This is a genomic window from uncultured Merdimonas sp., assembly GCF_963929015.1.
In the GTDB taxonomy this organism is placed as follows: Bacteria; Bacillota; Clostridia; order Lachnospirales; family Lachnospiraceae; genus Merdimonas.
Genome location: NZ_CAWVHE010000003.1, coordinates 21,946 through 47,500, shown reverse-complemented (window position 1 = coordinate 47,500; position 25,555 = coordinate 21,946). Strand labels below are relative to the sequence as shown.

The following is a 25,555-nucleotide window of genomic DNA, read 5'->3' as shown; positions in this document are numbered from 1 at the left end:
ATAATTCGATTATAAAATAGTTTGCAGAACACGGCAAGAAAATTCCTAACATCATCAAAAAAAGACAGATCCGCAGATCTGTCTTTTTCTTCAAACGGAGAGGGTGGGATTCGAACCCACGCGCCCTTGCGGACAAACGGTTTTCAAGACCGCCTCGTTATGACCACTTCGATACCTCTCCATCTTCCATGATGCCGCCTTCTGACGGCAATTGATATTTTATCACACTTGGTTTTGGACGTCAACCACCAGTTTCTATTTCCCTTTTTATCCCTTTTTATTCCCGAAATGTTTATTTTTCTATACCAGCGCGCAGAAAAACTCTGGCAATCTCCAGGTCTTCCGGCGTAGTAATCTTAATGTTCCGGTAAGACCCTTCAAACAGGCGAACCGGGATATCTGTCATCTGCTCCACCACCATAGCATCGTCCGTAACGTGGATCTCTTCCTGCTCCATCAGTTTTCTGTACGCCTCTGTGATCAGTTCCGCCTCAAATACCTGGGGTGTCTGCACCGACCACACATATTTCCGGTCCGGAGTCTCTTTGGCAAACCCCTGTTCGTCCGTCAGTTTTACCGTATCTTTGCTTGGCATACCGGCTACGCAGGCACGATACTTTTCCACCGTCGCATAGCCCCTTCTAAGGATTTCCTCATCCACAAACATTCTGGCTCCATCGTGGATAAAGACATAGCCTTTCTTTGCCTCTTCTCCCAGCGCGCCGTTCTTTAATACTTTTAAGCCGTTCCACACCGAGTCATACCTTTCATTTCCTCCGGGAACAATGGCTTTTACTTTGGTAAAATAATATTTCCGGACGATTTCCTGATAGACATAGTCTTCCTGCCCCGGGCCCACCACCAGAATGATATCATCAATCACCCGAGAGTCTTCAAAGGTCTGTAGGGTATAGAAGATCAGCGGACGCTGGAAAAGTTCAATATATTGTTTCTGCACAGAAGTCCCCATACGTTTCCCCTGTCCTGCCGCCAGCACAATGGCTGTTCCGTGTTTTTTCTCCATATGCCGCCTCTCTTTCTGCTATCTCTCGCCCAGCTTCAGATTCGGGACCGCATTCAGATCCCATCCGCTTCTGGTTCCGTTCAAATACTCATAGTACGCCGCCACGCCAATCATGGCAGCATTGTCTGTGCAATAGACCGGGGATGGATAGTAAAATGCAACACCCCGTTCTTCGCACGCTTCTTTCATAGCTTTCCTGAGCGCAGAATTAGAAGCCACGCCGCCGGCCAGAGCAAATTTGTCTACCTGATACTCTTCCACTGCGTGCATGGCATTTGTCACCAGCACATCGGTCACGGCCTTCTGAAACGAAGCCGCCACATCCGCCTGGCAGTACTCCTCCCCTTTCATACGACAGCCGTTGATATAATTTAAAACTGCTGATTTGAGGCCGCTGAAGCTGAAATCATAGGGCGCGTCCTCCACATGCGCCCGTGGAAATGCAATGGCGTCAGGATTTCCCTCCTTTGCCACCTTATCGATCTTGGGGCCTCCGGGATACCCAAGGCCAATCGCTCTTGCGACCTTGTCGAACGCCTCTCCCGCCGCGTCATCTCTGGTTCTTCCAATAATATCAAACTTTCCGTAATCCTTCACCCGCACCAGATGGGTATGCCCGCCGGACACCACCAGTGAAAAAAAGGGCGGCTCCAGCTCTTTATGCTCAATAAAATTAGCTGCAATATGGCCCTCAATGTGATGCACTCCCACCAGCGGCTTTCCGGCTGCATAAGCAATGGCTTTGGCCTCCGCAACACCCACCAGAAGCGCGCCCACAAGTCCCGGACCATACGTCACGCCAATGGCCGTGATATCCGCAAGGGTCACTCCGGCCTCGTCAAGCGCCGCCTGGATCACCTGGTTGATCTTCTCAATATGTTTTCTGGAGGCTATCTCCGGCACCACTCCTCCATATAACGTATGCAGAGCAATCTGGGAAGAGATCACATTGGAGCACACTTCTCTTCCGTTTTTCACTACAGCTGCCGCCGTCTCATCGCAGGAACTCTCGATCGCAAGGATCAGAACATCTTTTTCCTGGTTCATCTTATGACATCCGCCTTTCTCTTAATCCTCAAATACCAGTTCTTTGCTGCGCCGGTCTTTCGCCGCAACAGATCTGGGAAAAATTGCCCGGACCTCATCCATAAACTCCTCCGGATGAGTCAGGGAAGGACTGTAATGGGTCAGCCACATTTCCCCCACATCGGCGTCCCTCGCAATCTCTGCCGCCTCATAGAAAGTCATGTGCTTATATTCTCTGGCCTTTTTCTGCTTATCCTTTTCTCCATACATGCCTTCGCAGATAAACAGATCCGCTCCCTTCGCATTTTCCCGGATCGAATCTGTGGGCCTGGTGTCTGTACAATAAGTAATCTTCAGCCCTTTTCTCTGAGGGCCCAGCACCATATCCGGAGTATAGACCCGGCCTTCTTCTTCCACCGTTTCTCCCTTTTGCAGGATCCCCCAGTATTTCTGCGGGATCTGGGCAGCGTTTGCCCGCTCCACGTCAAACTTCCCGGCCCGGTCCACCTCCAGACTGTAGCCATAGCAGAGTACGTTGTGGTTCACCCGGAAAGCTTTCAGCCGATAGCCATTCATCTCAAAGGTCTGCTCCGGCTCCGTAATCTCTACATACTTAATCGCAAACGGCAGCTCCGGCGCAATGACCCGAAGCGCGTTCACCACCCGCTCCAGCCCCCTTGGCCCGATCAGCGTCAGAGGCTCAGTGCGGTCCGCATTTCCCATGGTAAGCAAAAGCCCCGGCAGGCCACTGATGTGGTCGCCGTGATAATGGGTAAAACAGATCACATCAATGGGCTTAAAACTCCATCCCTTTTCCTTGATAGCAATCTGCGTCCCTTCTCCGCAGTCGATCAAAAGACTGCTTCCGTTATATCTGACCAGCAAAGAGGTCAGCCAGCGGTAGGGCAACGGCATCATGCCGCCTGTGCCCAGTAAACATACGTCTAACATTCTTGTATCAATCCTCTATCTGAATTTGAAATCCGGATACCAGCTCGTCATAGCAGTCCTCACAGAGATCAAAACAATCCACCCGATTGTCCTTCCTGGAGTGATAACCCCATCGCTTTTCCACTTCCAGCACATCTTCTGCAGGGATCCCGCCGATCACCGGTATCTCTTTTCCACATTTATTGCAAATAATCTTTTCCAGTTTTTCTGTCTGTCTTTGTTCTGTACAATATTGGCGCATATGCATTCCTCCTGTAACTCTTTTTCTTTTTTCATTCGTCCTGCCACGCCTTTATTATATCCTCCGCAACTGCCGGATTCCTAGTGGAAACTGCTGTCAGCATTTCCAGTTCTCTTTCATTCTTTCCGTCTATTTTCCAAGAACTCTGCTCATCAGCACCGCATCCTCAGCCGGATCTGCATAATAATTTTTCCGCAGCCCATCCTTTACAAACCCTTTCTCCTGGTAGAAAGAAACGGCATCCTGGTTGCTTTCCCGCACTTCCAGCATAAGCTTCGTTACGCCCATCTCTTCACAGACATTTTCCAGTTCCAGAAGCATATGGCCGGCCACCCCCTGCCTGCGGCTCTCTTTTCTGACGGCGATCCGCAAGATCTCTCCTTCTTCCGGCACCAGAGAAGCGACAAGATAACCCAGAAGTTCCCCGTCTTTTTTCGCTGTGATCACGGCCGTACTCTTCTGATCCAGAGTCTTGGCAAGAGAAGATTCGCTCCAGGCATCCGGGAATATCTCCTGCTCAAGCCTGGCGATCTTGGGAACCTCTTCCTTTCCTGCATAGCCGATCTCCAGCTCATCCAGATCCGCAAGATCCCGGATCAGAGCGTCAACAGACTCTTCTTTTGTCGCCCAGCTGGTGCAGAACCGCACTGCCGAATGGGTTCTGTCTACCCTCTCCCAGAAATTATAGACATATTTTTCCTTCAGCCGTCCCAGATGTGCGTTTGGGATCACCGGGAACTGCTGGTTTGTATAAGAATCGAACAACAGCGGATATCCCTTTTTGAGGAAAGCCGCTTTTAATTTCATCGCCATCCGGTCCGCATGATCGGCAATCTGAAAATAGAGTCCGTCGGTAAATAGCGTTTCAAACTGAAGTCCCAGAAGCCTTCCCTTCGCCAGCATGGCCCCTTTCTGCTTGATCATATAGCGGAAATCTTTGGCAATGGCCGGATCTGTGATCACCACCGCTTCTCCAAACAACGCCCCCACCTTGGTTCCGCCGATATAGAAAACGTCTGTATACTGCGCGATATCCGGCAGCGACAGATCCGAAGCTTCCGACATCAGGCCATAGCCCAGTCTTGCCCCGTCCAGGAAAAGCGGAAGTCCGAGACTCCGGCAGGTCTGATATAGCGATTTTAGTTCTTCTTTGGTATACAGCGTCCCGTTTTCTGTGGGATGAGAAATATACACCATTCCCGGCTGCACGATATGTTCTCTGCTGCCATCCTTCCAGTGGCTTTCCAAAGCCTTCCGGATCTGTGAAGCACGGATCTTTCCATCCGCACTGGGAAGAGTCAGCACCTTGTGTCCGGTCGCCTCCACAGCGCCCGTTTCATGCACATTGATGTGTCCGCTCTCTGCAGACAAAACACCCTGATAAGGCCGTAAAATGGAACTGATCACTGTAAAATTGGTCTGAGTGCCGCCCACCAGGAACTGTACATCCGCCTCCGGCGCCTGGCAGGCCTGGCGGATCAGGGCTCTTGCATGTTCGCAGTATCCATCCTCTCCATAACCGATCGTCTGCTCCAGATTCGTCTCCAAAAGCCGATCCATAATCTTTGGATGAGCTCCTTCCGTATAATCACATTGAAACTGTATCATGTTCCATCCGCTCCTTTCTCTCCCTCTCTGCCTGGGATACCCGCAGATAATCAGGTCTGTGCTGCGCCGCCGTCTCTGTCTTTCCTTCCGCATAATACCGCAGCGCCAGCGCCCCCACAGAGGCGGCCCTCTGCCGGTTCATATGAGCCGGGGCAAACCGGATCTTTTCTCCTTTCAGGAGCTCTTCTTCCAGCCGCCTGCGAAACACCGGCACGCCATCTCCCAGAAATGTCACTTCTTCCCCGTAGTGCTGCAGCTTTTCCGCCAGTTCTTCGATACTGACTGCCATCTGATCTTCCACAACTTCCAGCCGTTCCCCGTCCGGAAATCGGTAAATCCCGGTGTAAACCTGCCCTCTTCGGGCATCCATCACAGGACAGATGATCCCGCCCACACCACAAAGATTATAAGCCAGCCCCTCCAACGTGGGCACCGGCACCAGCGGCTTAGCAAGGGCAAGCCCCAGTCCTTTGGCCGTGGCAGAGCCGATGCGAAGCCCTGTAAAAGATCCCGGTCCCGCCGCCACTGCGACAGCGTCAATGGACGCAAGATCCAGCTCCGTCATCTTTGCCACCTCATCCAGCATCGGCAGCAGCGTCTGAGAATGCGTCTTCTTATAATTCACCGTATATTCTGCGATGGTCTTTGCATCTGCGCCGTCTTCCGCGCTTTCCACCACAGCCACTCCGGCCACCAGGCCCGAGCTGTCCAAGGCTAATATTCGCATATACTGATCCTCCGATAATCAAATCCTTTTTCTGCCTCTTTTTCGATCGTTACTTCTGTATAATGTTCCGGCAGGATTTCCCGGATCAGGTCTGCCCACTCGATCAGGCACACCCCGTCTCCGTAAATATAATCCTCATAGCCGATCTCTTCCATCTCTTCCACATCCCCGATCCGGTAAACATCAAAATGATAGAAGGGCAGACGCCCTTCCTCATATACCTGTACGATCGTAAATGTGGGGCTGCTGACCGGTTCTGTCACTCCAAGCCCTGCTGCAAAGCCCTTGGTAAACACTGTCTTTCCCACGCCGAGATCACCGATCAGCGTAAACACCTGGCCGGCCTGTGCTTTTTCTCCCATTCGCCTGCCAAGCTCATATGTCTCTTTTTCCTGATATGTCTCTGTCACCATTCCCGATCTCTCCACATCTTTCGCCAAACTATGTCCGGATCTTCACCGCTGACGGCGGCATAAACTTCCGGATCAATGCAAGGATTTCTTCCTTTTTTTCTCCGATCTGATCCACCGGCAGGATCACCGCCCGTTTTTCCCCGTCATATATGATCAGATTCTTTCTGGTCAGAACTGCCTTCTGAAACACGTCCCACTCCGCTTTTCCACTGTCATAAGAAGTAATGGTCTCAATGCCCTCTTCATCAAACTTATAGCACACTTCCAGCACAAGATCGTCCGATTTTTCCATCTGTTTTGCCACTCTTCTGCGGATATAAAGGGGAAATGCTCCCAGGATCAGCGCCGCAAACACCAGGAACAGCCCCATCATAGGATAATCCTTCCTCATAAAAAACGCCACGGCAAATCCCACGTTCAGCGCTCCAAGACCTACGGCCACTCTCCCCGGAGAGCCGGAATAAATGTGATAAAACATAAAATCCGTCATGTTGTCCACATTCATTTTTACCTTTACTTCTACCGGCATGTTACGCCTCCCTTCCGGTTAAATAGGCTCCGGCATACTGTCTTGCCAGTTCCTGCATCCTTTCAAACTGCTGCTCCATCTCTTCCACCAGGCGAAACTGGGTGCGGGCACGCACCAGATTATGTTCCGGATATGCAGTCTTAAAATAAGTGTCGCCCTCCAGATAATCCGTGAGAAAGCGCATGCCACATTCCAGTGTCATGAGCCTTGCGCCCCAGGGAAGACTCTCCACCTCCTCGGGCGTCAGCACTTCTCCCGCAGCCTCCAGATATCCCTTAACATAAGCTTCATACAGATCCAGATCAAAATGCACCAGATCCAGATTTTTCTCATCTTCTGCCCCGGTGGTCGCTCCGGACCGGATGGAATCTCCAAAATCATTGGCCGCAAGCCCTGGCATAATGGTATCCAGATCGATAATGCACAATCCTTTTCCCGTCTCACTGTCAAACAAAATATTATTCAGCTTGGTATCATTGTGCGTCACCCGCAGAGGAAGCTTTCCCTCTTCCTGCTGGCGCACCAGCACGCTGCAGTCTTCTTTTCTTGCCTTTACAAATGCAACCTCCGGTTTGCAGGTATAAACTCTGTTCTTCAAATCCCGGTCCACTGCTTTTTGGAACGCTTCATAGCGTTTTGCCGTATGATGAAAATCCGGGATCGTCTCTTTTAATTCCGAAGCCGGATATGCGATCAGCTGTTTCAAAAAATGTCCGAAACTATTCCCCGCCTCATAGAGCTGCCCCGGATTTTCCACCAACTGATAGCACTCGGAATCCGGAATAAAGTTATAGCATCTCCAGGGCTCTCCCTCACTGTCCTCAAAATAATTCAGTCCGCTCTTCGTCTTAATATAGGAAAGGGTCTCCCGGTCCGGATCTCCCCCTTCTCTGCGGATCACACCGCGCATGTACTCGGTCACGCCGAAAATATTGTCCATCACCCCTGCCGGATCCTTAAACACATTGCTGTTGACCCGCTGAAGCACATAGGCCAGCTGATCCTCCCCTTCCTGAGACGGCATATACACCGCGTAGGTCTCATTGATATGCCCTGCCCCAAAAGGCTTTACATAGCTGCACCGCGGGCCAAATCCAAAGGCATAGATGGCATCCTCCAGGTTCCGGTCACTGACGCCGTCAATCTTTCTGCGGGTAGAAAAGATCACCTCTCCTGCTTCCACTTTGCGCTTGGAGGCGATGGTGCAATTAGACTTCACCACGCTGCCAAGGCCAATGTGCGCCCCGCTTGCAATATAAGAATCATGATCGATCACCGCGCCGCTGTTGATCAGCACCCCGTGCTCCACTACCGTGTGCGTATTTACTACCGCCCGGTGCAGCACGAAGCTTCCCTGTCCGATCGCCGCACTTTTGCTCACCACCGCCGACGGATGGATGATGGCCGGCACCTGATATCCCGCCTCCATCAGTCTCTCAGTCCAGTACAGCCGCATACCGTTATCTCCCAGCGCTGCAACCGCACTTTCATATTCTCCAAGAAATGCCTGATAATCACAGCTCTTTCCTACTACTTCCGGATCTTTTGCCGCATCATCCAGAAACGATACCTTTTCATATCCAAGCTCCAGAGCGGTCTCCCTGATCATATGTCCAAGTCCGCCGGCGCCTAAAATCAATAAACTTTTCATCTGTTCTCCCTCAACTTCATTTCTAAACCACAACCACATACCGGATTGCACTTATGTGCAATCATTATACCACAAGCGCAGGGAAGGAAGCGACGCCGCAGGCGGCATTTACTTCCCAAGCCGTGGCTTGCCGGTAGAATCCCCGCGCAGCGGGGCGGCCCAATACAATTGGGCCTGATTGCACTTATGTGCAATCATTATACCACGCGCGCAGGGAAAAAAACAATAAAAAAGGAACGGCAACGCGGATCTCTTCGCACTGCCGCTCCTGGTGAGAGAATGGCCTTATTTATAAACGCACTCTGCTAGTGCATCTTCAGAACCGGACTGATCTTCTTGTAGATCAGAAATACGATCAAAGAGACCAGCACTCCTTTTAACAGATTAAACGGCGCCACTGCAAAAAGCACGAAGGTGCCAAGGCTTGTGATCGCCCCGTTGACTGCAGTTCCCATCTCAACCAGCCCGTCAATCGGCATCCCAAAGGCTACCGCATAGGTAGGCAGCAACACAAATGCATTCAGGAAGCATCCCACCACCGTCATAAATACGGTTCCGGCTGCCATGCCAAGGATCGCCCCTGTCCTGGTTTTCTTATATCGGTAAATCAGCGCCGCCGGAACCACCAGCGAACAGCCGATCAGGAAATTGGCAACTTCACCCACTCCCGCTGTCGTCGTTCCATTTACGGCAAAGTTTAAAAGAATTTTCAAAAATTCAATGGCTACGCCTGCCAGCGGCCCCATGGCAAAACATCCCACCATAACCGGCACTTCACTGAAATCAATCTCATAAAACGTGGGGGCAAACGGCAGCGGGATCTCAAACAGCATCAGCACCACCGCAATCGCGGACAACATGCCCACCTGGGCCATCTTTCTTACCCGGTTCCTGGATCCTGCATTTGCTCGTTTTACTGCTTCTGTACTCATATTTCTTCCTCTCCTTTTTGTTCTCTTTACTCTTCTGTCAGAAAGAAAACCTTCCCGGAACTGTGGATCGTCGCTATCATAAAAACGGCCCCGGCATCTGTCATACCGGGGCCGGATCTTTTGAATCCTGCAATCACATCACTCTTCTCTCATCCAGACTGTACTGTCGGTTCCGGAATCACACCGGATCAGCCGCAAAATGCGGGTCGCGGACTCTACCGCCGGTTGGGACTTTCACCCGACCCCGAAGAAGTTTCTTTTTTTACAAAAATTATTATAACTCCTTGCAATATTGATTTCAAGAATTTTTTCAATATCACAAATCCATTTTTCCGAACATATGTTTGCTTTTTTGATTCTTTTGTATTATACTGGTTATAACGAGGCACACTAAATCCGGAAAAATACTTTTGCCCCACTTCAAAGAAAGGAATCGCATCCATGAAGCACACAGCAACCGCTCCGAACCGTCCGGCCTCTACTTATATGGCCATTGACCTGAAAAGCTTTTATGCCTCCGTAGAATGTGTAGAACGGGGTCTGGATCCACTGACTACCAATCTGGTGGTGGCAGACCCCTCCCGCACAGAAAAAACCATCTGCCTGGCAGTCTCTCCTTCCCTGAAAAAGTACGGCCTGTCAGGACGCAGCCGGCTCTTTGAAGTGCAACAGGCACTGGAAAGGGTGAAAAAGCAGACCGGCAAAACCGTACCTTACATCACCGCCCCTCCGCGAATGGCCCTCTACATGCAGTATTCCGGACGGATCTACGCCGTTTATCTCAAATACGTCAGCGCCGAGGATATTCATGTTTACTCCATTGATGAATGTTTTCTGGATGTAAGCCGCTATCTTTCCCTCTACCAGATGGGCGCCCGTCAGCTGGCCAGGACAATGATAAAGGATGTGCTTCACACCACCGGCATCACCGCCACTGCCGGCATCGGTCCTAACCTCTATCTCTGCAAGATCGCCATGGATATCATGGCCAAACATGCTCCTGCAGACGCAGACGGAGTGCGGATCGGCGAGCTGGATGAAATGTCCTACCGCTACCTGCTCTGGGACCACCGGCCTCTCACAGACTTTTGGCGGATCGGACAGGGCACTGCCGGCGCACTGGAAAAACGGCGTATCTTTACCATGGGAGATCTGGCCCGGGCCTCCCTCACACAAGAAGAATGGCTCTACCGGACTTTCGGCATTGACGCCGAACTTCTCATTGACCACGCCTGGGGGCTGGAACCCTGCACCATGGCTGACATCAAACGCTACCGCCCAGGCAGCAATTCTCTGGGCAGCGGCCAGGTACTCCAACAGCCTTATCCCTGCGCCAAAGCCCGGATCATCGTCCTGGAAATGACCGACGAACTAATCCTGAAGCTGACAGAACGGGAAGCTGCCACTGACTCCATCACCCTTCACATCGGTTATGAACGCTCCGGCCGGGGCAACCCGCAGCCAGCCCATGGAACCGCCAATTTGGGGACCCCCACAGCCAGTTCCCAGAAGATCCGGCAGGCAGTCCTTGCACTCTACGACCAGATTATTGATCCGGAACTTTCCATCCGCCGGATTACCATTACCGCCAACCGTATTGTCCCGGACAGTTATCAGCAGTATGATCTGTTTTCTGATCCCGGACAGCTGGAAAAAGAAAAAAATCTTCAGCGCATCACGCTGGAGATTAAGAAAAAATACGGAAAAAATGCGATTTTTAAAGGCACCAGTCTGCAGGACGGGGCGACCGCCCGGGAACGAAACCGGCAGATTGGCGGCCATCGTGCCTGAACGGCACATTCCCAAAACAGAAAGAAGGCATCTATAATGAAAGCTCCCCCGGCGAAAGCCGCCCTTATTTACAGCGACATTATCCACAAATCAAGGCCGGACAGCCCACAGTCCCGGCTCCGTCATCCCCGCATGCCGGTGGCGGACCGGGCCAAGATCTTTGCGCCCTTTGCCGCCCTGACAGGGTTTGAGAAAATAATCGAGGCCGAAAATATCAAAGCCGGCGCAGAAGATGAAATACACACCAGCCGGCCAGCGCGCCCAGTACGTTATTGAAAATATCGTCAAATTCAAACAGCCCCAGCCGAAAATAATATTGACTGAACTCCACCATTCCGCTAACCATACCTGCAATAAGAAACGCCGCCCAAAACGGACACTTTCGCAAAGCATCCGTAATCACGAATCCCAGAGGGAAAAAGAGCAGGATATTATTCAGAATTTCCATCCCCATCACCACACTTTTCCCAAAGATCCAGGATTTATATGACCAGAAAAGTTCCAGCTCATACCGCCTGTCCGCCCCGGTTTCCCGAAACAAAAGCGTAAACCATAAGATCCCTGCCAGCTCCACCAAAAGACTTACCAGCGCCGCCGGCTGTCTGAGACGATTGAGGAAACGAATGTCCAGCCAGTGCATGAAAAAAAGATACAAAACAACAAACGCCGCAATAAAAATCAGCAACGCTTTATATTTCTCTATATAAAGACCAAGAAACCAGACCGCTTTTGAAGCCAGAGCGGTCAGAAGCTCCTTCCCTGTCACCCGGATCACTCCCCTTTCGTTTTGTTTACTCCCAGAAAAAATGCCAAACTGCCGGGAAGCCGTGCTGTATCCCTGTACTGGCACATATTCCCGGCAGCTGCCACTTTTCTATTTCTGAAATTTCCCCTGACACAATCGGTCCGGACTATTTCATAACAATATTGATAATCTTCTTCGGTACATAGATTTCTTTGATCACATTTCCGGTGAGCTTATCCGCGATCGCCGCTTTTCCGGCTGCAATGGCGTCTTCCTTGGAAATGTCCGCGGAAATAGAGATAACGGCTCTGGTCTTGCCGTTGATCTGTACCGGCACTTCTACCTCGTCATCCTTCATGGCTTCCTCATCGTAGGTGGGCCATCCAGCGCGGAATACACTGCCTTCGTGTCCCAGCTGCTCCCAGATCTCTTCTGCGATGTGCGGCGCAAACGGCGACAGCAGCACTGCCATGGTGGACAGGGTTTCTTTATCGATCCCGCCTTCTTTCTTGGCAATCTCGATCAGGTTATTGTTATGCTCCATGAATCCGGAGATAGCCGTATTCAGGCTGAAGCTTTCCAGACGGGTGGTAATGTCGTATACCAGTCTGTGGCGTTCCTTGATCATCTCTTTGGTTGCCTTGACATCGACTTCTTTGCTGTCCTGTACCAGATTCCACAGACGTTTCAGGAAACGGTTGACGCCGTCGATTCCCCGGTCGTCCCACTCTGCATCCAGCTCCGGCGGTCCTACGAACAGCTCATACATTCTAAGAGAGTCGCATCCGTAGTCTCTGACCAGATCGTCCGGAGAAACCACATTCCCTTTGGATTTACTCATCTTAATGCCGTTCTTTCCGGTGATCATTCCCTGGTTGAACAGCTTGTGGAAAGGCTCGTCAAAGTCTACCACACCGATATCGCACAGGAATTTGGTGTAAAATCTTGCGTACAGCAGATGAAGCACCGCATGCTCCACGCCGCCGATGTACATATCTACCGGCAGCATCTCGTCTGCTTTTTCTCTGGATACCAGTTCTTTGTCATTGTGATTGTCCACATAACGCAGGAAGTACCAGGAAGATCCTGCCCACTGGGGCATGGTGTTGGTCTCCCGTTTGGCGTCCGCCCCGCAGACCGGACATTTGCAGTTTACCCAGTCGTCGATGGCTGCCAGCGGAGATTCTCCGGTTCCGGTAGGCTCGTAGGACTCTACCTCCGGCAGGCGAAGCGGCAGTTCCTCTTCCGGCACCGGCACATTGCCGCAATGCGGACAGTGGATGATCGGGATTGGCTCTCCCCAGTATCTCTGCCGGGAGAATACCCAGTCGCGCAGCTTGTAGTTGACAGTCGCACGTCCGATCCCTTTTTCCTCAATAATATGAGGGCCTTCTTTTTTCAAGACAGAAGATTCCATTCCGTTCCATTCACCGGAATTAATCATGATCCCGGACGCTTCGGTGTAAGCTTCGGTCATATTTTCAATCTCTTTGCCGTCCTTTGCGATGACCTGAACGATCGGAATGCCGAACTTTGTCGCAAACTCAAAGTCACGGTCGTCATGGGCAGGCACGCACATGATGGCTCCGGTACCATAATCAGCCAGTACATAATCAGACAGCCAGATCGGCACCTTCTTGCCGTTGATCGGATTGATGGCATAGCTTCCGGTAAACACACCGGTCTTTTCCTTATCCTGCATCCGGTCTACGTTAGACTTCATGGATGCTTCATAAATGTATTTTTCTACCGCTTCTTTTGTCTCATCTGTAGCCAGCTCTTTTGCCAGTTCATGCTCCGGCGCCAGCACCATAAAGGTAGCACCGTGAAGAGTGTCCGGTCTGGTGGTGTAGACCGTGATCTTCTCATCTCTTCCTTCGATGGGGAAATCCACCTCGGCGCCGTAAGATTTACCGATCCAGTCGGTCTGCATCTTCTTTACCTTCTCCGGCCAGTCCAGCTTATCCAGATCCTGGAGGAGACGTTCTGCGTATGCGGTGATCTTCAGCATCCACTGGCGCAGATTCTTCTTGGTCACCTCAGCGCCGCAGCGTTCGCATTTTCCATTTACAACCTCTTCATTGGCAAGGCCGGTCTTACAGGACGGGCACCAGTTGATCGGAAATTCCTTCTCATAGGCAAGGCCTTCCTTAAACATTTTTACAAAAATCCACTGGGTCCATTTATAATAGTCCGGATCTGTGGTGTTGACCTCGCGGTCCCAGTCATAGAGAGCCGCGATCTGGTTGATCTGCTCTTTGATGTGCTTAATATTCTCAGCCGTGGAAACAGCCGGGTGCACGCCCATCTTGATGGCGTAGTTCTCTGCCGGAAGACCGAACGCATCCCATCCCATGGGGTGGATCAGATAGTAGCCCTGCTGCAGCTTATAACGACTCCAGACATCGGAGATCACATAACCTCTCCAGTGTCCTACATGAAGACCGTTGCCAGAAGGATACGGGAACATATCCAGACAGTAATACTTCTCTTTTTTGTTTCCATTTTCATCTACTTTGGTGTTGACCGGGTTCTTTTCCCAGATGTCATGCCATTTTTTCTCGATTGCCTTATGGTTATAAGGTACTTTTGACATTGTTTCACTCCTCACTTTCTGATGACATATGAAAAGCCTTTCCATCTCTGAAGAGACGAAAAGGCTTAATTTCCGTGGTACCACTCTTTTTCACATGGACGGATCGCCCATATGCACTCGTTGCCTCCTGTAACGGGAAGTCCCGCTTCTGCCTACTTACTGCACGGTTCAGCAGAAGAACTCCGAGGCCAGTTGGGAGATTACGCTTACTGCCTCGCACCACCCGGCAGCTCTCTGAAAACGACAGGCTCTTACTATTCCTCTTCTTCGTCTTTTCTTTTTAAGATTTCTTACTTATTATAAGAAGAACATTAAAATAAGTCAAGCAATATTTTCACCCGGGTAATCTGATGGAAAACACATTTTCTGGTTGTTCCATACCCCGCTTTCGTGTATAATGGATATAAGTTAATCGTACTGAGGTTTTCAGTAAATAAGATACATAAAGGAGAGTGTTTACCATGGTAAATTTATTAACAGGCCCGAAAGGCACAGGAAAAACACAGATCATGATTGAAAAGGCCAATGAAGCGGCAAAGAAGTGCAACGGAAACGTTGTATTTATCAAAAAAACTCACCGTGATACCACGAGTGTAGACTTCAATATCCGCACCATCTGCATGGACGACCTTCCGGCCATCAAGAACACGGACAATTACATTGGCTTTTTATATGGAATGTACAGTTCCAACCACGATATCGAATGTGTATTTATCGATGGCATCCTGAAACACGCTAATATCAGTATTCAGAATCTTCCCGCAGTGATCGCTGCTCTGAAAGACATTTCCAAAGAATGCGGCATCGACTTCTATGTAAGCGTAAGCGCTGAAAAATCCGAAGTAGAAGGCGTGATCGGCGAAGGTTGCTGCTATCTGAATTAGGAGACACTCTCTGACACCAGGAAGAGACCAGTCACCGGAAGCGTCACAGCGCGCCTTCCGGGATTGCAAGTGGTCGCCAGGGTTCCGGCAAGTCCGGACTTTGGCCTGTCACCAATACCAGAAACCGCCAGGCGGATAAGCCTGGCGGTTTTTTATACACCGTAAACAAATTTTTCAGCTCGTTTTAGAGAATCATCTCATACACCAATACGGTCAGCGGCATGGTGACAATACAGAATACCACCGACATCACATTGATCACACTCGCATATCGCACATCCTGGTCGTAAACCTGTGCCAGCTGAGTGATCATGGCCGCCACCGGAGCTGCCACTGCGATCAGCACGATCATCAGGATATACTCAGTGTCCGCATGAGGGATCATCCTTCCGACAAATCCCAGACCTATGGCAAATATGACAGGGATCAGCACCAGACGGATCAGGCAGATCAGATAGGGACGTTTCTGCCGGAACACCCATTTCAGATCTACATCTCCGATCACCATACCGATCACCAGCATACTGGTAGGCGTCACCACGTTACTGAATCCGGCCACACAGGTGTCCAGGATCAGCGGCAGCCGGATCCCGCCGATAAAAAGCAGAAGGCCGATGGCCAGAGCGATCATATTCGGATTCAAAAGAATGCTTTTGATATCTGTCTCCTGCTTTCCTTTCAGCACGCTGACGCAGTGGGTCCAGGTCAGGATATTCTGTACCAGCAGAAACGCAGTGGTATAGAAGACCCATTCTTCTCCCAACACCGCGCTGACCAGAGGGATCACCAGATATCCTGCATTGGTATAAATAATAGACACCTTTTCGATACGGTTAAATCCCAGAGGCTTTCCCAAAAGCCACACTACCACGATCATGAAAATATGGGCCGCCGCAGCCGCGACTACTGCGATCGCAAGTCCTGCCGCCGTCCGCTGTGTAAGCTCGATCTGAAATGAGTCTATCATCACGCAGGGAAAACAGATATAGATCACCAGATTGGACAGAACTTTACTGTCCTCCACCTGAAAAAATCCAGTTTTTACGATTACATACCCGATCGCCATCATCAAAAAGATGACGACGATCTGTTCCCCCAGCAAAAGACTTAATTCCATACTATAACCCCGCTTCTGCCGTGGGCAATTCCAGGGCAGTCACCGTATTGGTTTTCTTTCCTTCTTTATATTCCAGCGTTATTTCCATGCCCGGCTCCACACGGATCACGTCAATAAATTCTGCCACCGGCACGTCAAAGATAGCGTCCGAACCTTCCACCATCAGATAATAATGGGAAGATCCTTCCAGAACCGCCTGTGCGACTTTTGTGACTTTGCCGGTCAGCGTCTCTTCTTCCCGGGTATCCTGCTCCACTTCCTTGATGCCATTGCCAAGCAGCAGCTCCAGATAATTGTCCTCACACTGACTGATACTGTCGCCGATCGCCACGATCTGGTACTGCTGTACATTGACCATGGCATATTTTTTCACCAGACCGGCCGAGTCTTTCAAAGACAGCAGATAAGTAGGTTCATCGGAAATATTTAAAAGCAGCGGGAAGGTCGCCTTATACTGCAGGTTCTGCACCTGACCTTCCGCAGACGACATGGCGGCCGCTTCTGTGGCGCCTTCCACCTCATAATATCTGGTCTCCATGGTCCTCTGGTTGGAAAGGACAAATCCCACATTCGACTGATCCTGATTCACACTGGTCACGCCGGTGTACATCCACACATCGTCATCCAGCGCCAGATAATTATAACCGTCCGTAGTCTTCAGGCAGTCCTTCTGGCTAAGCACACTGTTTAAAAATCCGTGTTTCAGCGTTCCATAGTAATCAAAGAGCTGCACCAGAAGATCTGCAGAATAGGCCCGGTCTACCCACTGTGGCACATCTTCAATCTCATAAGTAGTCATCTCACCGGTGACTGCATTACAGATCACCACTTTTCCTACCGTCTCCCCGCCGAACAATCCGATGTTAAACTTCTTCACCGGAGCGATCCAGTACGGAACGCCTTCTTCATCAATCTCAAAACTTAATTCCCCGTAAATGTATGTCGGATGAGCGAACCGAAGATGCCGGTAAATATTCCGGTTAAAATGCTCGCTGGTAGTATATTTGATCCCTTCCTCAAGCTGCACCAGCTCAGTGGTCTGATCCGCCATGTTGATCCGGATATAGGCAGGGATCCCTTCCGAGCGGTTGGTAAACCACTTGATGATGCTGGCATACTTAAGAGGCGTTACCCGGTAGGGACGATCCTGATAATTAATCTGGCTGTAGATATCATCCACATCAAACTGAGACACCATATCTACCATGCTTCCCATCTTCCGGTCTCCTAAGATCACCGCTGTATCCCGGTCCAGAATAGGGATCTTCTCATAAGGAAGTTCTTCGATATCCTCTGTAAACTCCCCTTCTTCCACTGTCATCAGCTGCTGGTATTTCTTCGCATTGACGATAGGGGAAGACAAAAGAGTTCCCACCAGATAAATAACACCAAGACCCAGGATCATGACCCCGAATCCTTTTAACACCTTATTGTGCCGGAGTTCTGTCACATCAGGCCGCTTTCTTCCTATATAAAGAGCCGCCAGGACCACCAGCAGGATCAGCACGCCAAACCAGGTCTCAGATGAATGCAGATTGACTGCCGGCAGAGCAGCGTAATAATAGATGCCTGCCGCCAGAAGCACGATCAGCGCGATCAGTAGTTTCTTTTTCCCTTTCATGAAAACCTCCGTCTAAAACTTATTTCTGCGGAAAGGAATGGTAAAAAGCAGCAGGAAGGGGAAGATCTCCAGTCGTCCCGCCAGCATATCAAAACAGAACACCAGCTTGGACAGCCAGGAAAACTCCGCAAAGCTTCCCAGAGGCCCTACCAGCTCCATTCCGGGTCCTACGTTTCCAATGGTCGTAAGAACTGCAGAAAATGTTGTGGTAAAATCAAAGTTATCGGCCGACACCACGATCACCGACAGCATAAAGATCAATGCATAGGCAGCCAGGAACACAAATACTACCCGCACCACATCTCCGCTTACTTTCTTACCGTTGACCCGGATAATATTGACTGATTTGGGGTGGATCAGCTGCATGACTTCCCGCTTGATCCCTTTCACCGCCATAATGAGGCGGGACACCTTGATACCGCCGCCGGTAGAAGAAGCACAGGCACCCACTACCATCAGGAACATCAGAATGGTCTGGGACAGCCACGGCCACTCTACATAATTGGCCGTAGCATATCCAGTGGTGGTGATAATAGACGCCACCTGGAAAATCGCATAGCGGAAAGAGGTTACCGGATTCCCGTAGATATAATTAATATTTACGGTAATGATCAGCGCCGACGCAAGGATGATCCCCAGATATGTCCGCAGCTCTTCATTTTTCCACACCGGCTTAAACTCCCGCAAAAGCAGAAGATAATACAGGCTGAAATTGACGCCAAACAGGATCATAAATATGGTGATCACTGCGTCAATATAGGCGCTGTCAAAATGCGCCACGCTGACCGCATAATTGGAGAATCCTCCTGTTCCGGCTGTTCCAAATGTATGGATAAGACTGTCAAACAGATTCATGCCGCCAAAAAGGAGTAAAACCACCTGGATAATGCTAAGTCCCAGATACATGCCATAAAGAATCCTGGCATTGGTCTTCATTTTCGGCGCCAGCTTATCCTTCTCCGGTCCGGGCACCTCTGCCCGCATCAGCACCATGGAGTTCTTGTCAAAAGATGTCAGCACCATAACAAACACCAGCACTCCCATGCCGCCTACCCAGTGGGTAAAGCTCCGCCAGAACAGCATGCCCTGTGGCAGCGCTTCCACATCCACAAGGATGGTGGATCCAGTCGTAGTAAATCCGGACACCGTTTCAAAGAGGGCGTCGATATAATTGGGAATGCAGCCGGAAAGTGTAAATGGCAGCGCGCCGAACATGGACCACAGGATCCAGGCGCATGCAACGACTACCATTCCTTCTTTTCCATAGATGTCCGACTGTTTCGGCTTCTTTCTTCCTGCCAGCAGATAGATCACTGCAAGCACTGCCGCCGGGATCAGAAAATAAATGCCTTCCGTCTCCCTGTAAAGCAAAGAGACAAACGCAGGAAGCAGAAGCAACAGCGCTTCTACTCCCAGCATCTTGGCCAATATGTATCGTATCATTTTCGTATTCATTACTTTTCTCCCGGTCTCCTCTATGCAAGTATGTCACTGAACTGATTGATCATCTGATTGGTCGTCACAACTACAACGCTGTCCCCCACTTCCAGATGGTCATTTCCGTTGGGGATAATAATCTTGCGCTTTCTTCCAATGCAGGCGATCAGATAATTTTTCTTTGTGGGAAGGTCTTTCAGAGGCACATTGGTGATCTCACATTCCTTCCTTATAATAAATTCCATGGCTTTTACCCTGCCGCCCAGCAGCTGGTACATAGCTTCCACATTAGCGCTGGCATAAGAATTGTTGCGGGCAACTACATAACTCATGATCTCATCCGCTGTTGCGCTCTTGGCAGAAATGATACTGTCAATGCCCATGTCTTCCACCATCTGCGCCCTGGAATCTTCATTGACTTTTGCGATAATCTTCGGCACTCCTCTGGTCTTTGCAAACAGGGACAGGATGATGTTTTCCTCGTCCATTCCGGTAAGCGCCACCAGGGCATTGCACTCTTCCAGTCCTTCTTCGATCAGAAGTTCCTGATCCGTGGCGTCTCCGTGGATCACTGTAGCCCGCGGCAAAAGTTCGCACAACTCTTCGCAGCGTTCCTTTTTCTTCTCAATGATCCGCACCTGCATTCCCGCCTGCAGAAGCTGCGCCGCCAGATAATAACACATGTGGCCGCCGCCGCAGATCAGCACTTTGCGAACTTTCCGGTTCTTCTTTCCCAGAGCCTTGAAAAAGCTCTCCAGATCCTGGTGTCCTGCTGCGATGTGCATCTTATCTCCGGCCTGCAGGACAAAACTTCCATCCGGGATATAAATGTCATCTGCGCGCTTCACCGCACATATCAGCAGTTTGATCTGGTACTTCCGGTAGAGATCTGCCAGCGTCATGCCCACGATATGGCTGTCTTCCTGCAGCTTATACTCTACCAGCTCCATCTTTCCTTTCATAAATGTCTCCACCTTGCTGGTCTCCGGAAACAGTAATACTCTGGCAGCCTCATTGGCTGCGGCCAGTTCCGGATTGACCGCCATACTCAGGTGGAGATCCTCCTTCAGGATGCCGATCTGCCGGTAATACAGCGGATTACGCACCCTGGCAATGGTATGCTTCGCCCCCAGCCGTTTTGCGATCAGGCAGGAAAGCATATTCAACTCATCGGTAGACGCACATGCGATCACCAGATCCGCGTGAGGAACATCTGCCTGTCTCTGCACTTCGATGTCCACACCATTTCCGGTGATACAGAAAATATCCAGCTGATTCAGGGTCTCCTGAAGCTTGCCTTCATTCTGGTCGATCAGCGTCAGATCATAACCCTCTTCTGATAACTGGGCTGTCAGTTTATGCCCGACCTTTCCGTCTCCAATAATTACAATTTTCATTTTCTCTCTTTTAACCTCTTTTGCCAAATAATTGTAATGATAATGCGGGGCAAAAAACGAAATCTGTTCCAGACAGATCCGTTTCCGGCCCCACAGTATAGAGATTATAGCACTTTTGTTTCAAGAAAAAAAGCCCCAAAGGGCTTTTCTTCTTAATATTAATTTTTTGCTAAAAATCGGGCTTTACAGGGATTTTACACATCCTCTTCCGCGCGCTTTTTAATCTCAGCTTCCTGCACATCAGAAGGCGCCTGTTCATAACGCGCAAACTCGTAAGAATAGCTTCCTCTTCCTCCGGTCATGGAACGCAGCACCGTGCAGTATCCAAAGAGTCCGGTCATAGGAATGTCCGCCACAATCTCCTGTCTGCCGCCAGAAATCGGATTCATGCCAAGCACACGACCGCGGCGCTTATTCAGATCGCCCATTACATCTCCGGTATAGTCGTCCGGAACATCTACTTTAATGGAAGCAATCGGCTCTAAGAGGATCGGAGCAGCTTCCATAAATCCTTTCTTGAATGCCTGGATGGTAGCTGTCTTAAAGGCCATTTCCGAAGAGTCTACCGGATGGTAAGATCCGTCATATAAGGTGGCCTTTACACCCACTACCGGGTATCCGGCCAGAGGTCCTCTCTGTACAGACTCCTGCAGACCTTTTTCCACTGCCGGGAAATAGTTCTTGGGAACGGCTCCGCCCACAACAGTTTCTTCAAATACATAAGGCGTCTCCAGATCGCCGGAGGGTTCAAAGGTCATCTTTACATGGCCATACTGTCCGTGTCCGCCGGACTGCTTCTTATATTTGGTATCTACATCTGATTTTTTCTTGATGGTCTCCCGGAATGCAACCTTTGGCGTCTCCAGGGTCACTTCACATTTATACCGTTCTGCCAGCTTGCTGACAGCAATCTCCAGATGCTGATCCCCCATACCGTAGATCAGAGACTGACGGTTCTCGCTGTCATTCACCGCCTTTAATGTTACATCCTCTGCCATCATCTTCTGCAGCGCTTGGGATACTTTGTCTTCGTCTCCTTTATTCCTGGTCACATATCTCATATAGGTGTAGGGCTTGGAGTACTCGGTTCTTCCGTACAGGATCGGTGTAGTCTTGGTAGACAGCGTATCTCCGGTCTTGGTATTAGCCAGTTTACCGATGGCTCCGATGTCGCCTGCAAACAATTCGCTGACCTCTACCGGCTTATTACCGATCATAGTATAGATCTTGCCAAGCTTTTCATCCGCTTCTGAGTCTGCATTATAAAGAACATCCTCTCCTTTCAGCACGCCGGAGCACACTTTAATGAAGGAATATTTTCCAATAAACGGATCCACCATCGTCTTAAATACATAGGCGGTCTTTGCCTTTGCAAAGTCATAATTTGCTTCGTAAATCTCGTTTGTCTTGCGGTTAATGCCTGCACACTCTCTCCAGTCAGGACTCGGGAAAAATCTTACAATGTCGGACAGAAGGTTGGCAACGCCCTGTGCCTGGATGTTGGAGCCCATAGCCACCGGAACGATCGATCCCTCCATAACCTCGGTACGCATAGCGGCGCGGATCTCTTCTACAGAAAACTCTTCTCCTGCAAAATACCGCTCCATAAATTCATCGCTGGTCTCCGCCACTGCTTCCAGAAGCTTCTCCCTGTAGATTTCCAGATTGGGTTTGCAGTAATCGGGAATCTCACATTCTTCTCTCTGACCGATGCCGGTGTAGCGGCGGCCCGCATTCTTAATTACATTGACATAGCCCACCAGCTTTTCATTTTCACGGATCGGCTGGAAATGAGGCGCGATCACTTTGCCGTAACGATCTGTCAGATCCTGCACCACCTGGCGGAAGCTGGCGTCATCTACATCCATCTCTGTCACATAGATCATACGGGGCAGATTGTATTTATCGCAGAGATCCCAGGCCTTCTCCGTTCCTACTTCCACGCCTGCTTTTCCAGATACTACAATGACTGCCGCGTCCGCAACGCTGACTGCCTCTTCTACCTCTCCCACAAAATCAAAATATCCGGGAGTATCCAGAACATTGATCTTTGCTTTTTCCCATTCGATCGGCACCAGAGTAGTGCTGATGGAAAATTCACGTTTCTGCTCTTCTTTATCAAAGTCACTGATCGTATTTTTATCGGTCACCTTTCCCATACGATTTGTGGCTCCTGATACGTATGCCATAGCTTCGACCAGGCTGGTTTTTCCACATCCGCCGTGCCCGAGCAGGACTACGTTTCTAATTTCATCCGTTCTGTAAACCTTCATATTGTGCTGCCTCCTTATTGGTAAAATCTCATGTGTACATTGTACTAAAAATCTTCCAATATTACAACTGATTTATACATTTTTTACAACTTGTACGGCTTTTTTACTTTAAAGTGTCAAAGTGTTGACAAAGCAGCTTTTTTAAGGTTACAATAGACTTTGTATGATCTTCTGAATGATTTGAAAGGAATTTTTTCATAATGAAAACAAAAATCGGATTTATCGGCCTGGGTCTGATCGGCGGTTCTCTCGCAAAAGCCATCCGCCAGTATTACCCGGACTGTGAGATTGTAGCTTTCGATAAAAATAAGGAAACTCTGGCTCTTGCCACTCTGGAATCGGTCATCGATGTGGCGGCCACCTCCCTGGACGACAATTTCCGGGGCTGCCGCTATCTTTTCCTGTGCGCGCCGGTTTCCTCCAACAGAGCCTGTCTTAGACAGCTTTCCCGCTATCTGGATGAAGACTGTATCTTAAGCGATGTAGGCAGCGTAAAATCCGGCATCCACCAGGAAGCAGAATCCCTGGGAATCGGCAGTTCTTTTATCGGCGGACACCCGATGGCAGGATCTGAAAAAAGCGGATATGCCAACTCCAGAGCCATGCTTCTGGAGAATGCTTACTATGTGCTGACGCCCTCTGACCGGGTCCCTCCAAAGAAGATCCGGGAGTTCCAGGAATTTTTACAGGGATTAAAAACTCTCCCCATTCTTCTGGACGCCAAAACCCATGACTGGATCACCGGCACGATCAGCCATCTGCCCCATATCATTGCGGCCAGTCTGGTAGGACTGGTCCGGGACACGGATACCAAAGATGAGCGGATGAAGACTCTGGCAGCCGGAGGTTTTAAGGATCTGACCCGCATCGCCTCCTCCTCGCCGGTCATGTGGCAGCACATCTGTGAGGAGAATAAAGAAAACATTGCCCGGATCCTGGAGCTCTATATCCGGAGCCTGGAAACTGCGAGAGAACATATCTGTGCAGGCGATGGGAACTGGATATACCAGCTTTTTGAACAGTCCAGAAGTTACCGCAATTCCATCTCCGAGACATCTTCCGGTCCCATCAAGAAAGCCTACGCCGTCTACTGCGACATCATCGACGAGGCAGGCGGGATCGCTGCCATCGCCACCATCCTGGCATCCGGCGGCATTAATATCAAAAACATCGGCATCGTCCATAACCGTGAATTTGAAGAAGGAGTTCTGCGGATTGAGTTCTATGATGAGGCCGCTTCCAGAAAAGCGGCGGAACTTCTGCAGAAATACAGGTATATTGTCTATGAGCGTTAGAATCATCCAGCCGTCGCACAATTGCAAAGGAGAAATCCTGGTACCCGGGGACAAGTCCATCTCTCACAGAGCCGTTATGCTCGGTTCCGTGGCAAAAGGTACTACCAGGATCTCCCATTTTCTAAGCGGAGCGGACTGTCTGTCCACCATCTCCTGCTTCCGGAAACTGGGAGTCGCGATCGAAGCCAAAAAAGATCAGGTACTGGTATACGGGAAAGGCCTCCATGGCCTCCGGGCTCCAAAAGAGATCCTGGATACCGGGAACAGCGGGACCACTACCCGGCTGATTTCCGGAATCCTTGCCGGTCAGTCCTTTCCCTGCGTCCTTTCCGGGGATGACTCCTTAAATTCCCGTCCCATGGGGCGGATCATGACGCCCCTAAATCAGATGGGCGCCCACATTACCAGCATCGGCGGGAACGGCTGTGCGCCGCTTCGCATCGAGCCTGGCCCCTTGCAGGGAATCCATTACCAGTCCCCTGTGGCTTCCGCACAGGTAAAGTCAGCGGTCCTGCTTGCCGGACTCTATGCCAGCGGGGAAACTTCCGTAACAGAACCGTCCCTTTCCCGCAACCACACAGAGCTGATGCTGAAAAGCTTCGGGGCTTCTGTTTCGTCCTGCGTTCATCCGGACGGCTCTGCCACTGCCTGCGTGCTTCCCTGTGAAGAACTGTATGCCCGGGACATCCGGGTGCCGGGAGACATTTCTTCAGCCGCCTATTTCATTGCGGCCGGCCTCCTGGTCCCAGACTCTGAGATTCTGGTGAAACATGTAGGACTGAACCCTACAAGAGCCGGATTTTTAAAAGTCTGCCAGGATATGGGCGCAGACCTCACTCTTTTAAACCAGACTACCCAGGGCGGCGAAATGACTGCTGATATTCTGGTCTGCGGCTCCTCTCTTCACGGAACGGTGATCGAAGGCTCTCTCATCCCCACCCTGATCGATGAGATCCCCATCCTGGCCGTGCTGGCTGCTTTTGCCGACGGGAAAACGATCATCCGGGACGCTGCAGAACTAAAAGTCAAAGAAACTAACCGCATTGACACCGTAACAGAAAATCTGGCTGCCATGGGAGCTGATATCACCCCCACCGATGACGGCATGATCATCCGGGGCGGACGCCCCCTTCACGGCACAGACATCCATTCTTACCTGGACCATCGGATTGCCATGGCTTTCGCCATTGCGGCACTGACCGCAGACGGTTCCTCCTCCATTCTGGACAGCCAGTGCGTGGACGTATCCTATCCCGGATTCTTTTCGGAACTGGAACGACTCTGCGAACGCTGATCT

The 25,555-nt window shown here is 50.4% G+C and carries 21 protein-coding genes, 1 tRNA gene, 1 pseudogene, 1 riboswitch and 1 other annotated feature; of the genes and pseudogenes, 4 read left to right on the top strand and 19 right to left on the bottom strand.

The genetic code is table 11. The features are described from left to right. Positions 1-95: 95 nt before the first annotated feature. The 12 genes and pseudogenes from ABGT54_RS00955 to ABGT54_RS00900 form a co-directional block, all read right to left on the bottom strand. Positions 96-181, bottom strand: a tRNA-Ser gene (locus ABGT54_RS00955). Between the two features lie 111 nt (positions 182-292). Beyond that, the gene (gene ispD, locus ABGT54_RS00950) at positions 293-1,024 is read right to left on the bottom strand and encodes a 2-C-methyl-D-erythritol 4-phosphate cytidylyltransferase (protein WP_346662440.1); all 732 of its coding nucleotides are present in this window, start codon (positions 1,022-1,024) and stop codon (positions 293-295) included. A gap of 18 nt (positions 1,025-1,042) precedes the next feature. Further along, on the bottom strand, positions 1,043-2,071 hold the full coding sequence (gene tsaD / locus ABGT54_RS00945) for a tRNA (adenosine(37)-N6)-threonylcarbamoyltransferase complex transferase subunit TsaD (protein ID WP_346662439.1): 1,029 nt from the start codon (positions 2,069-2,071) through the stop codon (positions 1,043-1,045). Between the two features lie 21 nt (positions 2,072-2,092). Continuing rightward, on the bottom strand, positions 2,093-3,001 hold the full coding sequence (locus ABGT54_RS00940) for a ribonuclease Z (protein ID WP_346662438.1): 909 nt from the start codon (positions 2,999-3,001) through the stop codon (positions 2,093-2,095). A gap of 7 nt (positions 3,002-3,008) precedes the next feature. After that, positions 3,009-3,242, bottom strand: a complete 234-nt coding sequence (locus ABGT54_RS00935; RefSeq protein ID WP_346662437.1) for a hypothetical protein — start codon at positions 3,240-3,242, stop codon at positions 3,009-3,011. A gap of 129 nt (positions 3,243-3,371) precedes the next feature. After that, on the bottom strand, positions 3,372-3,773 hold the full coding sequence (gene rimI, locus ABGT54_RS00930) for a ribosomal protein S18-alanine N-acetyltransferase (RefSeq protein ID WP_346662906.1): 402 nt from the start codon (positions 3,771-3,773) through the stop codon (positions 3,372-3,374). 54 nt (positions 3,774-3,827) lie between these two features. Then, a pseudogene (locus ABGT54_RS00925) lies at positions 3,828-4,850 on the bottom strand (low specificity L-threonine aldolase); the annotation flags it as partial. Continuing rightward, positions 4,831-5,577, bottom strand: a complete 747-nt coding sequence (gene tsaB / locus ABGT54_RS00920) for a tRNA (adenosine(37)-N6)-threonylcarbamoyltransferase complex dimerization subunit type 1 TsaB (protein ID WP_346662436.1) — start codon at positions 5,575-5,577, stop codon at positions 4,831-4,833. The gene tsaB and the pseudogene ABGT54_RS00925, both read right to left, overlap by 20 nt. Beyond that, on the bottom strand, positions 5,565-5,990 hold the full coding sequence (gene tsaE, locus ABGT54_RS00915) for a tRNA (adenosine(37)-N6)-threonylcarbamoyltransferase complex ATPase subunit type 1 TsaE (RefSeq protein WP_346662435.1): 426 nt from the start codon (positions 5,988-5,990) through the stop codon (positions 5,565-5,567). The genes tsaB and tsaE overlap by 13 nt, the downstream gene beginning before the upstream one ends. Before the next feature lie 28 nt (positions 5,991-6,018). Further along, positions 6,019-6,519, bottom strand: a complete 501-nt coding sequence (locus ABGT54_RS00910; protein ID WP_346662434.1) for a YcxB family protein — start codon at positions 6,517-6,519, stop codon at positions 6,019-6,021. A gap of 1 nt (position 6,520) precedes the next feature. Continuing rightward, entirely contained in the window at positions 6,521-8,170 is a 1,650-nt protein-coding gene (locus ABGT54_RS00905; RefSeq protein WP_346662433.1) for a phosphotransferase, read from the bottom strand. Positions 8,171-8,475: 305 nt separating this feature from the next. Continuing rightward, complete coding sequence (locus tag ABGT54_RS00900; RefSeq protein WP_346662432.1) at positions 8,476-9,102, bottom strand: ECF transporter S component; 627 nt, start codon at positions 9,100-9,102, stop codon at positions 8,476-8,478. A gap of 137 nt (positions 9,103-9,239) precedes the next feature. Beyond that, positions 9,240-9,358: riboswitch (FMN riboswitch) on the bottom strand. Positions 9,359-9,543: 185 nt separating this feature from the next. Here ABGT54_RS00900 and ABGT54_RS00895 point away from each other — a divergent pair. Then, complete coding sequence (locus ABGT54_RS00895) at positions 9,544-10,893, top strand: DNA methylase (RefSeq protein ID WP_346662431.1); 1,350 nt, start codon at positions 9,544-9,546, stop codon at positions 10,891-10,893. Between the two features lie 214 nt (positions 10,894-11,107). Here ABGT54_RS00895 and ABGT54_RS00890 read toward each other — a convergent pair whose 3' ends face one another. Together ABGT54_RS00890 and leuS are read right to left on the bottom strand one after the other, a co-directional pair. Then, complete coding sequence (locus ABGT54_RS00890; protein ID WP_346662430.1) at positions 11,108-11,659, bottom strand: VanZ family protein; 552 nt, start codon at positions 11,657-11,659, stop codon at positions 11,108-11,110. A 145-nt stretch (positions 11,660-11,804) separates the two neighbouring features. After that, positions 11,805-14,234: a leucine--tRNA ligase gene (gene leuS, locus ABGT54_RS00885; RefSeq protein ID WP_346662429.1), complete on the bottom strand. Its 2,430-nt coding sequence runs from the start codon at positions 14,232-14,234 to the stop codon at positions 11,805-11,807. Between the two features lie 48 nt (positions 14,235-14,282). After that, positions 14,283-14,511 (bottom strand) — a binding site (T-box leader). Between the two features lie 184 nt (positions 14,512-14,695). On the opposite strand from leuS, the gene ABGT54_RS00880 reads away from it, so the two are divergent. Then, the gene (locus tag ABGT54_RS00880) at positions 14,696-15,118 is read left to right on the top strand and encodes a hypothetical protein (protein ID WP_346662428.1); all 423 of its coding nucleotides are present in this window, start codon (positions 14,696-14,698) and stop codon (positions 15,116-15,118) included. Positions 15,119-15,302: 184 nt separating this feature from the next. Here the strand turns inward: ABGT54_RS00880 and ABGT54_RS00875 are convergent, their stop codons facing one another. From ABGT54_RS00875 to ABGT54_RS00855, 5 genes are all read right to left on the bottom strand, one after another. Then, on the bottom strand, positions 15,303-16,235 hold the full coding sequence (locus tag ABGT54_RS00875; RefSeq protein ID WP_346662427.1) for an AEC family transporter: 933 nt from the start codon (positions 16,233-16,235) through the stop codon (positions 15,303-15,305). 1 nt (position 16,236) lies between these two features. Next, positions 16,237-17,856: a CvpA family protein gene (locus tag ABGT54_RS00870; protein ID WP_346662426.1), complete on the bottom strand. Its 1,620-nt coding sequence runs from the start codon at positions 17,854-17,856 to the stop codon at positions 16,237-16,239. Between the two features lie 12 nt (positions 17,857-17,868). Then, on the bottom strand, positions 17,869-19,311 hold the full coding sequence (locus tag ABGT54_RS00865) for a TrkH family potassium uptake protein (RefSeq protein ID WP_346662425.1): 1,443 nt from the start codon (positions 19,309-19,311) through the stop codon (positions 17,869-17,871). A gap of 20 nt (positions 19,312-19,331) precedes the next feature. Continuing rightward, positions 19,332-20,690, bottom strand: coding sequence for a Trk system potassium transporter TrkA (gene trkA / locus ABGT54_RS00860; protein WP_346662424.1), 1,359 nt, complete (start codon positions 20,688-20,690; stop codon positions 19,332-19,334). Positions 20,691-20,884: 194 nt separating this feature from the next. Beyond that, positions 20,885-22,963 carry an elongation factor G gene (locus tag ABGT54_RS00855; protein ID WP_346662423.1) on the bottom strand — a complete coding sequence of 693 codons (2,079 nt, stop codon included), beginning with the start codon at positions 22,961-22,963 and terminating at the stop codon, positions 20,885-20,887. Between the two features lie 200 nt (positions 22,964-23,163). On the opposite strand from ABGT54_RS00855, the gene ABGT54_RS00850 reads away from it, so the two are divergent. Beyond that, a complete protein-coding gene (locus ABGT54_RS00850) occupies positions 23,164-24,258 on the top strand; it encodes a prephenate dehydrogenase (RefSeq protein WP_346662422.1) in 1,095 nt (364 codons plus the stop codon). Continuing rightward, positions 24,248-25,552, top strand: coding sequence for a 3-phosphoshikimate 1-carboxyvinyltransferase (aroA, locus tag ABGT54_RS00845; RefSeq protein ID WP_346662421.1), 1,305 nt, complete (start codon positions 24,248-24,250; stop codon positions 25,550-25,552). Before ABGT54_RS00850 ends, aroA begins: the two co-directional genes overlap by 11 nt. Positions 25,553-25,555: the final 3 nt, after the last annotated feature.

Excerpts from the sequence above, each read along its gene's own strand:
- ispD (WP_346662440.1), bottom strand. The coding sequence starts at position 1,024 with ATGGAGAAAAAACACGGAACAGCCATTGTGCTGGCGGCAGGACAGGGG.
- tsaD (WP_346662439.1), bottom strand. The coding sequence starts at position 2,071 with ATGAACCAGGAAAAAGATGTTCTGATCCTTGCGATCGAGAGTTCCTGC.
- ABGT54_RS00940 (WP_346662438.1), bottom strand. The coding sequence starts at position 3,001 with ATGTTAGACGTATGTTTACTGGGCACAGGCGGCATGATGCCGTTGCCC.
- ABGT54_RS00935 (WP_346662437.1), bottom strand. The coding sequence starts at position 3,242 with ATGCGCCAATATTGTACAGAACAAAGACAGACAGAAAAACTGGAAAAG.
- tsaB (WP_346662436.1), bottom strand. The coding sequence starts at position 5,577 with ATGCGAATATTAGCCTTGGACAGCTCGGGCCTGGTGGCCGGAGTGGCT.
- tsaE (WP_346662435.1), bottom strand. The coding sequence starts at position 5,990 with ATGGTGACAGAGACATATCAGGAAAAAGAGACATATGAGCTTGGCAGG.
- ABGT54_RS00910 (WP_346662434.1), bottom strand. The coding sequence starts at position 6,519 with ATGCCGGTAGAAGTAAAGGTAAAAATGAATGTGGACAACATGACGGAT.
- ABGT54_RS00905 (WP_346662433.1), bottom strand. The coding sequence starts at position 8,170 with ATGAAAAGTTTATTGATTTTAGGCGCCGGCGGACTTGGACATATGATC.
- ABGT54_RS00900 (WP_346662432.1), bottom strand. The coding sequence starts at position 9,102 with ATGAGTACAGAAGCAGTAAAACGAGCAAATGCAGGATCCAGGAACCGG.
- ABGT54_RS00895 (WP_346662431.1), top strand. The coding sequence starts at position 9,544 with ATGAAGCACACAGCAACCGCTCCGAACCGTCCGGCCTCTACTTATATG.
- leuS (WP_346662429.1), bottom strand. The coding sequence starts at position 14,234 with ATGTCAAAAGTACCTTATAACCATAAGGCAATCGAGAAAAAATGGCAT.
- ABGT54_RS00880 (WP_346662428.1), top strand. The coding sequence starts at position 14,696 with ATGGTAAATTTATTAACAGGCCCGAAAGGCACAGGAAAAACACAGATC.
- ABGT54_RS00875 (WP_346662427.1), bottom strand. The coding sequence starts at position 16,235 with ATGGAATTAAGTCTTTTGCTGGGGGAACAGATCGTCGTCATCTTTTTG.
- ABGT54_RS00870 (WP_346662426.1), bottom strand. The coding sequence starts at position 17,856 with ATGAAAGGGAAAAAGAAACTACTGATCGCGCTGATCGTGCTTCTGGCG.
- ABGT54_RS00865 (WP_346662425.1), bottom strand. The coding sequence starts at position 19,311 with ATGAATACGAAAATGATACGATACATATTGGCCAAGATGCTGGGAGTA.
- trkA (WP_346662424.1), bottom strand. The coding sequence starts at position 20,690 with ATGAAAATTGTAATTATTGGAGACGGAAAGGTCGGGCATAAACTGACA.
- ABGT54_RS00855 (WP_346662423.1), bottom strand. The coding sequence starts at position 22,963 with ATGAAGGTTTACAGAACGGATGAAATTAGAAACGTAGTCCTGCTCGGG.
- ABGT54_RS00850 (WP_346662422.1), top strand. The coding sequence starts at position 23,164 with ATGAAAACAAAAATCGGATTTATCGGCCTGGGTCTGATCGGCGGTTCT.
- aroA (WP_346662421.1), top strand. The coding sequence starts at position 24,248 with ATGAGCGTTAGAATCATCCAGCCGTCGCACAATTGCAAAGGAGAAATC.